This is a genomic window from Streptomyces sp. NPDC002467, assembly GCF_042889825.1.
Taxonomy (GTDB): domain Bacteria; phylum Actinomycetota; class Actinomycetes; order Streptomycetales; family Streptomycetaceae; genus Streptomyces.
In genome coordinates this window covers 311,296-319,521 of the sequence record NZ_JBIARJ010000005.1, presented here as the reverse complement: position 1 = coordinate 319,521, position 8,226 = coordinate 311,296, and the positions used below count along the sequence as shown (strand labels likewise).

Below are 8,226 nucleotides of genomic sequence, written 5' to 3'. Positions count from 1 at the left end.
CCGCGGCTCGCGCGCTGCTCGCTCCCGCCGTGGCTTTCGCCCCGCACCCCCCCCCCCCTCCCCCCCCCGGGCCTCGACGGGCCACCCCCCCGGGCGTTCGAGGAGCGGGGGTTCGGGGACGGGCCCCGAACCCCCGGTGAGGTCAGCCCGCCGCGGCGTCGCGGCGCTGCGCGAGCAGGGCGCGGGACAGGTCGTCCCGCGACTCCAGCACCAGGCGGCGCAGGGCAGGCGCGGCGTCGGCGTGGGCCGAGAGCCACGCGTCGGTCGCCGCGACCGTGGACTCCGGGTCCTGGAGCGACGGGTACAGCCCCTTCACCACGACCATGCCGATCTGGATCGACCGCTCCGACCAGATCCGCTCCAGCACGGAGAAGTACGGCTCCGCGTAGGCCGCCAACAGCCCCCGCTGGGAAGCCTGCTGCATGCCCGAGATGGTGGCCTCCACCAGCGCGTTCGACAGGGCGTCGGACTCGACCACCGCCGCCCACGCCTGGTCCTTCACCGCCGCCGACGGCCGCGCCGCCAGGCACCGCACCTGGTGCCGCTTGCCCGACGCCGTGTCGTCGCGCGCCAGCTCCGCGGCCAGGACGCCCTCGTCCACCGCCCCGTGCGCGGCCAGCGGCAGCAGGAAGTCCCAGCGCAGCTCCTGGTCCACCTCCAGCCCGTCGATCAGGGCGGAGCCGTCCAGCAGCCCCAGCAGCAGCTGGAAGTCGCCCTCGGTCGCTGCGCCGGCCGCGAAGAAGCGGGCCCACGTCAGCTGGTGCTCCGAACCCGGCTCGGCCAGCCGCAGTTCGCGCAGCGCGCCCGCCGCCAGCTCCCGGCCCGCCTGCTCGCGCCGGTCGGGCGCCGAGTAGTGGGTGACCGCGGTCTGGGTCTGCGCGTGCAGCATCTGGAGCACGCCGACGTCCGTCTCCCGGCCCGCGTGGGCCAGTACCAGCGAGAGGAAGGCGCGCGCCGGCATCAGGCCGTCCCGCGTCAGGTTCCACAGCGCGGACCAGCACAGCGCCCGCGCGAGCGGGTCGGTCAGGTCGCCCAGGTGCCCGCGCAGCGTCTCCAGCGAGCCCTCGTCGAAGCGGACCTTGCAGTAGGTCAGGTCCTCGTCGTTGACCAGGATCAGGTCCGGGCGCTCCAGACCCGCCAGTTCCTCGACGACCGTCCGCGACCCCGCCACGTCCACCCCGGCCCGCGCGTAGCGGACCAGGCGGCCGTCGGACTCCAGCCGGTACAGGCCGACCGCCACCCGGTGCGGGCGCAGCTCGTCGCCCTCCTGGAGCACGGCCACCTCCGTCAGGCGCCCGCCCGCGTCGTACGTCGGCACCGGGGTCAGCGCGTTCACGCCCGCCGTCTGCAGCCAGGCCCGCGACCATTCCGCCATGTCCCGCCCCGAGACCTCGGCGAGCACCGACAGCAGGTCGTCCAGGGTGGTGTTCCCGTAGGCGTTCGCCTTGAAGTAGCGGCGCGCGCCCTCCAGGAACGCCTCCCGCCCCACATAGGCGACCAGCTGCTTCAGGACCGCCGCGCCCTTGGCGTAGGTGATCCCGTCGAAGTTCAGCTTCGCGTCCTCCAGGTCACGGATGTCGGCCGTGATCGGGTGCGTGGACGGCAGCTGGTCGGCGCGGTAGGCCCACGCCTTGCGGCTGTTGCCGAAGGTGACCCACGCCTGGTCGAAGCGGGTGGCCTCCACCAGACCGAAGGAACCCATGAAGTCCGCGAAGGACTCCTTCAGCCACAGGTCGTCCCACCACTTCATGGTGACGAGGTCGCCGAACCACATGTGCGCCATCTCGTGGAGGATGACGTTGGCGCGCCGCTCGTAGGAGGCCTGCGTCACCTTGCCGCGGAAGATGTACTCCTCGCGGAAGGTCACCATCCCCGGGTTCTCCATCGCGCCCAGGTTGTACTCGGGCACGAAGGCCTGGTCGTACTTCCCGAAGGGGTACGGGTAGTCGAAGATCTCGTGGAAGAGGTCGAAGCCCTGCTTGGTGACGAGGAAGACGTCGTCCGCGTCGAAGTGCTTCGCGAGCCCCTTGCGGCACATCGCGCCCAGCGGGATCGTCAGGTCCCCGCGCGTGTAGGTGTCCGTCACGTAGTGGTAGGGACCGGCGACGACGCAGGTGATGTACGTCGAGATCGGCTTGGTCTCGGCGAAGCGCCACACGCCTCCCTCGCGGGACTCCTCCGCGCCGTTGCTCCAGACCTGCCAGCCCCCGGGCGCGGTCACCTCGAAGCGGTACGGCGCCTTCAGGTCCGGCTGCTCGAAGTTGGCGTACACCCGCCGGGCGTCGGCCGGTTCGTACTGGGTGTAGAGGTAGACCTCGCCGTCCTCGGGGTCCACGAAGCGGTGGAGGCCCTCGCCGGTGCGGCTGTACGCGCAGTTCGCGTCGACGACCAGGACGTTCTCCGAGGCCAGGTCGTCGATCGCGATCCGCGCGCCGTCGAACACGGCGGCGGTGTCGAGCGACCGGCCGTTCAGTGTGACGGAGTTCACGGAGGGGGCGATGAGGTCCACGAAGGTGGACGTGCCGGAGGCGGCGGCCCGGAAGCGGATCGTGGTCACCGAGCGGAAGGTGCGGGGCCCCTCGGCGGGATCGGCGTCCTCCACGGCCGACCTGATGTCGAGGACCACCTCGTACCCGTCGACGGACAGCAGTTCGGCCCGCTCGCGGGCCTCCTCACGGGACAGGTTCTCTCCGGGCACGTGCACTCCTTCGTGCGTCATCGTGTTCTTGTGACGAATCCTGCCACGGGGGAATGCGCGCGCCCCGGTCCTGGTTGGGGACACAGAACGTCAGCCAGTGCTGCCTTTTTTCGAGACGGAGACTGAGGAGAGACATGACCGACACCCAGGTGCGCGAGAAGACCCCGGTCGACTTCTGGTTCGACCCGCTCTGCCCCTGGGCCTGGATGACCTCCCGCTGGATGCTGGAGGTCGAGAAGGTCCGTGACGTCGAGGTCCGCTGGCACGTGATGAGCCTCGCGGTGCTGAACGAGAACCGCCTCGACGAACTGCCCGAGACCTACCGCGAACTGCTCGGCCCCAAGGGCTGGGCCCCCGTGCGCGTGGTGATCGCCGCCCAGCAGAAGTTCGGCGACGAGATCACCGGCAAGCTGTACACCGAGCTCGGCACCCGCATCCACAACGAGGCCAAGGGCCCGACCCGCGAGGTCATCGCCGAGGCCCTGGCGGCGCTCGACCTGCCGGCCGAACTGCTCGCCTACGCCGACTCCGACGAGTACGACGAGGTGCTGCGCGCCTCGCACAACGACGGCATCGACCGGGTCGGCCAGGAGGTCGGTACCCCGGTGATCTCCGTGCCCGGCGCCGACGGCGAGGAAGTCGCCTTCTTCGGTCCGGTCGTCACCCCCGCCCCGCGCGGCGAGGCCGCCGCCCGCCTGTGGGACGGCACGCTGCTGGTCGCCTCCACGCCCGGCTTCTACGAGATCAAGCGCACCCGCACCAAGGGCCCCTCCTTCGAGTAGCCCGCCCGGAGAAGAAGACGCAGGAAGCCCCCGTGAGTCACGTCCTCACGGGGGCTTTCCGCTGAACACGCCCGCCGGCGAAGGTTGAGAAGACGATCACGAGGCGGACGGGCTGCGAGGCGCTGATCAGCCCTTGACGGGGATCAGCAGCGGGGTGTTGGCCTTGGCGTCGGCGTACCGCCCGGCCACGTCCTGCCAGTTGACGACGTTCCACATCGCCTCGATGAAGTCCACCTTCTGGTTCTTGTACTGCAGGTAGAAGGCGTGCTCCCAGGCGTCGAAGACCAGGATCGGGGTGCTGGCCACGCCCACGTTGCCCTGGTGGTCGTAGACCTGCTCGACGACCAGACGGCCGCTGACGGGCTCGTACGCGAGCACGCCCCAGCCGGAGCCCTGGGTGGCCGAGGAGGCGAAGGTCAGCTGCTTCTTGAACTTCTCGAAGGAGCCGAAGGACTCGGTGATCGCGTCGGCCAGGTCGCCCAGACCGTCGGCCGCGGTCGGTACGCCGCCGCCCTCGCCGGTCTTCGGGCTCGCCATGTTGTGCCAGTAGATGCTGTGCAGGATGTGGCCGGAGAGGTGGAACGCGAGGTTCTTCTCCAGGCCGTTCAGCGCGCCCCAGTTCTCCTTGTCGCGCGCCTCCGCCAGCTGCTCCAGCGTGTTGTTGGCGCCCGTGACGTAGGCCGCGTGGTGCTTGTCGTGGTGCAGCTCGATGATCTGCGGGTTGATCACGGGCTCGAGCGCCGCGTAGTCGTACGGAAGCTCGGGAAGCGTGTAGATGGCCATGCGTGTTGTCCGGTCCCCTCGGCGTGCCAATCGCTTATTGCAATTAATGCGCAACTGCACGCTAGCAGCATGTATTCCAGGGCGCGCAAACGGGTACGGCCCGGGACTACCGTCCCGGGCCGTACCTCTCGCGTCGTCCGTCCGCTCAGGACCGGCGCTCCCGCAGTTCGCGGATCCACGCCACCACCAGCACCACCGCGGCGGCGCCCGCCGACCACAGCAGCTGCGGCCGCGCCGAGTCGTCGAACAGCATCAGCATCAGCACCGCCGCCATGCCCAGCAGCGCGCACCAGGTGGCGTACGGGAACAGCCACATCGGCAGGGTCAGCCGCTCCGGCATGTCCCGCTCGATCCGGCGGCGCAGCTTCAGCTGCGAGACCGCGATCAGCGCCCACACGAACAGCAGTACCGCGCCGACCGCGTTGAGCATGTACAGGAAGATCGTGTCCGGCCACAGCAGGTTCAGCACGACCGACACGAAGCCGAAGGCCACCGAGGCGAACACCGCCCGGCGCGGCACCCCGCCACCCGAGACCTTCAGCAACGCCCTGGGCGCCTCCTCGCGCTCGGCCAGCGAGAAGATCATGCGCGAGGACCCGTACAGGTTCGCGTTCAGCGCCGACAGCAGCGCCACGAACACCACGATGTTCATGATCTGGCCGGCCGCCGGGATGCCGATGGAGTCGAGGGCGGCGACGTACGGGCTCTGGCCCGGCTCCAGCGAGTCCCACGGCAGGAGCGTGACGATGACCAGCATCGAGCCGATGTAGAAGAAGAGGATGCGCCACACGGCGCTGCGCACCGCGCGGGAGACGGACCGGGCGGGGTCGTCCGACTCGGCGGCGGCGATCGTGACGACCTCCAGGCCGCCGAAGGCGAAGATGACGGCGAGCATGCCGGCGACCACGCCGCCCATGCCGGTGGGGAAGAAGCCGCCCTGGCCGGTGAGGTTGGCCAGGCCCACCGGATCGGTGTCCGGGAGCAGGCCGAAGATCGCGAGGGTGCCGAGGATCAGGAACAGCACGATCGCGCCGACCTTGAGCGCGGCGAACCAGAACTCGAACTCGCCGAAGTTCTTCACGGCGGCCAGGTTGCTCACGGTGAAGACCACCATGAAGAGCAGCACCCAGACCCACTGGTCGACGGAGGGCACCCAGCCGTTCGCGATCTTCGCCGCGCCGGTGGCCTCCACCGCCAGCACCACGACCAGCAGGAACCAGTACAGCCAGCCCGCGCTGAAGCCGGCCCAGCGCCCCAGGGCCTTCTCCGCGTACACCGAGAACGAGCCCGAGGCGGGCATCGCCGCCGACATCTCGCCCAGCGCCCGCATCACGAGCATCGCGAGGACGCCCGCGAGCAGGTAGGAGCAGACGATCGCGGGACCGGCGATGCCGATGCCGGCCCCGGAGCCCACGAAGAGCCCGGCGCCGATCACGCCGCCGAGGCCCAGCATCGTCAGATGGCGCTGCTTGAGGCTGTGGCTGAGGGGTTCCGGGGGGAGCTCGGACGTCGGGGGAGGGGGCGGGGGGACTTCGGACAGGCGCTCGCGCATGAGGGGTGCTCGTACTCTCGTTGGGCCCGGCGGCGGTGGGGGCTCCGCATCAGGTTGGCGGGACCCTACAGTCTCCCCGAGCGGAACCGTCGTGTGCAAAACGGACGTGCTGACAGATCTTCCCAGTGATGCGGATCACCCCGACCGGGGCGTTGATCGCATCCTTTGTGTGGTTCCCACGAAACCGGCCGGTACGGCTTTGTGTCGGGCGGCGGTGGGACGGGGCCCGGCGGCCCCATAGCGTCGGTGATCGTCCCGCTCTACCCCTCACCCCTCCCGGAGCCAACGATGAGCACCGCTTCCGCAGCCCCCGCCGCTTCCGTGTCCTTCCGGCCCGGCGCCGTCCTCGCCGACCTGCTGCCCGCGAGCCGCGTCCGCGACGTCGCGCTCGTCGTCGGCGGCGCCGCGCTCACCGGGCTGGCCGCGCAGATCTCCGTACCGGTCCCCGGCTCCCCGGTCCCGGTCACCGGCCAGACCTTCGCGGCGCTGCTCGTCGGCTCGGCGTTCGGCGCACGCCGCGGCTTCCTGTCGCTCGCCCTGTACGCGCTCGTCGGCATGGCCGGCGTGCCGTGGTTCGCGGGCGGCACCTCGGGGGCGGGCGGAGCCTCCTTCGGGTACGTGCTCGGCATGCTGCTGGCCGCCACCCTCGTCGGCGCCCTCGCACGGCGCGGTGCCGACCGCTCGGTCCTGCGTACCGCGGGCACGATGGTGCTGGGCTCCGCGGTGATCTACGCGGTGGGCGTGCCGTACCTGATGGCCGCCACCGGCATGTCCGCGAGCGCCGCCGTCGCGGCGGGCCTGACCCCGTTCCTGATCGGCGACGCGCTCAAGGCCGCCCTCGCGATGGGCGCCCTGCCGGCCGCCTGGAAGCTGGCGGGCCGCCGCGGCTGAGAGCCGTGCCCGACGCACCGGAGCCCGGCCCGCCTCACAGGCGGGCCGGGCTCCTTCGTGCGCGTCCGACAACGGGTCAGCCCTGCAGGGCGGCCCGCTTGCGACGGAAGTCCAGCACCACGCCGACGGCCACGACCAGGCCGGCGACCAGGGTGGACAGGGTGACCACCTCGCGGTTGGCGTCGTCCACGAACATGTAGCCGATCACGAACATGATCAGTGCGGCGGTGGCCCAGGTCAGCCACGGGAAGAGCCACATCTTCACGGTCAGCTTCTCCGGGGCCTCGCGGACCAGGATCCCGCGCATCCTCAGCTGCGTGAAGCAGATCACGAGCCAGACGAAGAGCGCGATGGCGCCCGACGAGTTCAGCAGGAACGTGAAGACCGTGTCCTTGAAGGCGTAGTTGAAGTAGACGGCGACGAAGCCGAAGACCGTGGAGCCGAGGATCGCGGCCACCGGGACACCACGCGAGTTGACCTTGGCGAACGCCTTGGGGGCGTCGCCGCGCTCACCGAGCGAGAAGGCCATGCGGGAGGCGGTGTAGAGGCCCGAGTTCAGGCAGGACAGCACGGCGGTCAGGACGATGACCTCCATGATCGTGCCGGCGTGCGCGATGCCGATCGAGTCGAGGGCGGCGACGTACGAGCCCTTCTCGGTGATCGACTTGTCGTTCCAGGGGAGCAGCGTCAGCACGATGAAGATCGAGCCGAGGTAGAAGACGCCGATCCGCCAGATGACGGAGTTGGTGGCCTGGGTGACCGCCTTGCGGGGGTTCTCCGACTCGCCGGCGGCGAGGGTGACGATCTCGCTGCCCATGAAGGAGAAGACGACCATCAGCACGCCGGTGAGGACGGCGCCGTAGCCGTTGGGGAAGAAGCCGCCCGCGTCGGTCAGGTGGGCGAAGCCCGCACCCGGGTTGTGGGAGCCGGGCAGCACGCCGAAGACGGCCAGCATGCCGATGATCACGAAGGCGCCGATGGCGACGACCTTGATGCCCGCGAACCAGAACTCGAACTCGCCGTACGAGGCGACGGAGCCGAGGTTCGTGGCGGTCAGGACCGCCATCACGATCAGGGCCCAGGCCCACTGCGGGACGGCCGGGATCCAGCCCTCCAGGATCGAGGCGCCGGCGGTGGCCTCCACGGCCAGGACGACGACCCAGAAGAACCAGTACAGCCAGCCGATGGAGAAGCCGGCCCAGCGGCCGAGCGCGCGGTCGGCGTAGGCGGAGAAGGAGCCCGAGTTCGGGCTGGCGGCCGCCATCTCGCCGAGCATCCGCATCACGAAGACGACCATCGCGCCGACGAGCGCGTAGGAGATCAGGATGGCGGGACCGGCCTTGGCGATACCGCCGCCGGAGCCGACGAAGAGGCCGGCGCCGATGACACCGCCGATGGCGATCATGGACAGGTGGCGGTTCTTGAGACCGGCCTTCAGACCGTCGGAGGGCAGGCCGTCACCGGGGTGGCCGGTGGGGCCGCCTTCCTTCTGAAGGGTCGTCGTGGAGGTCATGGACGGA

The 8,226-nt window shown here is 70.4% G+C and carries 6 protein-coding genes; 2 read left to right on the top strand and 4 right to left on the bottom strand.

Annotated features, from left to right (window positions below; all coding sequences use genetic code 11):
• Positions 1–142 precede the first annotated feature (142 nt).
• Positions 143–2,698, bottom strand: coding sequence for an aminopeptidase N (gene pepN, locus ACFYYJ_RS13985; RefSeq protein ID WP_389131969.1), 2,556 nt, complete (start codon positions 2,696–2,698; stop codon positions 143–145).
• A 134-nt stretch (positions 2,699–2,832) separates the two neighbouring features.
• Between pepN and ACFYYJ_RS13980 the strand changes: the two genes are divergently transcribed.
• Positions 2,833–3,480 (top strand): DsbA family protein, encoded by a 648-nt coding sequence (locus ACFYYJ_RS13980; RefSeq protein ID WP_385122571.1) that lies wholly within the window; start codon positions 2,833–2,835, stop codon positions 3,478–3,480.
• Between the two features lie 126 nt (positions 3,481–3,606).
• On the opposite strand, the gene ACFYYJ_RS13975 is transcribed toward ACFYYJ_RS13980, so the two are convergent.
• On the bottom strand, positions 3,607–4,263 hold the full coding sequence (locus tag ACFYYJ_RS13975; protein ID WP_389131964.1) for a superoxide dismutase: 657 nt from the start codon (positions 4,261–4,263) through the stop codon (positions 3,607–3,609).
• A gap of 145 nt (positions 4,264–4,408) precedes the next feature.
• The gene (locus tag ACFYYJ_RS13970) at positions 4,409–5,815 is read right to left on the bottom strand and encodes an amino acid permease (RefSeq protein ID WP_385122567.1); all 1,407 of its coding nucleotides are present in this window, start codon (positions 5,813–5,815) and stop codon (positions 4,409–4,411) included.
• Between the two features lie 288 nt (positions 5,816–6,103).
• Here ACFYYJ_RS13970 and ACFYYJ_RS13965 point away from each other — a divergent pair, with 288 nt between their 5' ends.
• Positions 6,104–6,706 (top strand): biotin transporter BioY, encoded by a 603-nt coding sequence (locus ACFYYJ_RS13965; protein WP_389131959.1) that lies wholly within the window; start codon positions 6,104–6,106, stop codon positions 6,704–6,706.
• Positions 6,707–6,782: 76 nt separating this feature from the next.
• Here the strand turns inward: ACFYYJ_RS13965 and ACFYYJ_RS13960 are convergent, their stop codons facing one another.
• Positions 6,783–8,219, bottom strand: coding sequence for an amino acid permease (locus ACFYYJ_RS13960; RefSeq protein WP_385122563.1), 1,437 nt, complete (start codon positions 8,217–8,219; stop codon positions 6,783–6,785).
• Positions 8,220–8,226 lie beyond the last annotated feature (7 nt).

What these genes read in the sequence shown, in the direction of transcription:
- ACFYYJ_RS13975 (WP_389131964.1), bottom strand. Translation starts at nt 4,263, where the DNA reads ATGGCCATCTACACGCTTCCCGAGCTTCCGTACGACTACGCGGCGCTC.
- ACFYYJ_RS13980 (WP_385122571.1), top strand. Translation starts at nt 2,833, where the DNA reads ATGACCGACACCCAGGTGCGCGAGAAGACCCCGGTCGACTTCTGGTTC.
- ACFYYJ_RS13970 (WP_385122567.1), bottom strand. Translation starts at nt 5,815, where the DNA reads ATGCGCGAGCGCCTGTCCGAAGTCCCCCCGCCCCCTCCCCCGACGTCC.
- ACFYYJ_RS13960 (WP_385122563.1), bottom strand. Translation starts at nt 8,219, where the DNA reads ATGACCTCCACGACGACCCTTCAGAAGGAAGGCGGCCCCACCGGCCAC.
- ACFYYJ_RS13965 (WP_389131959.1), top strand. Translation starts at nt 6,104, where the DNA reads ATGAGCACCGCTTCCGCAGCCCCCGCCGCTTCCGTGTCCTTCCGGCCC.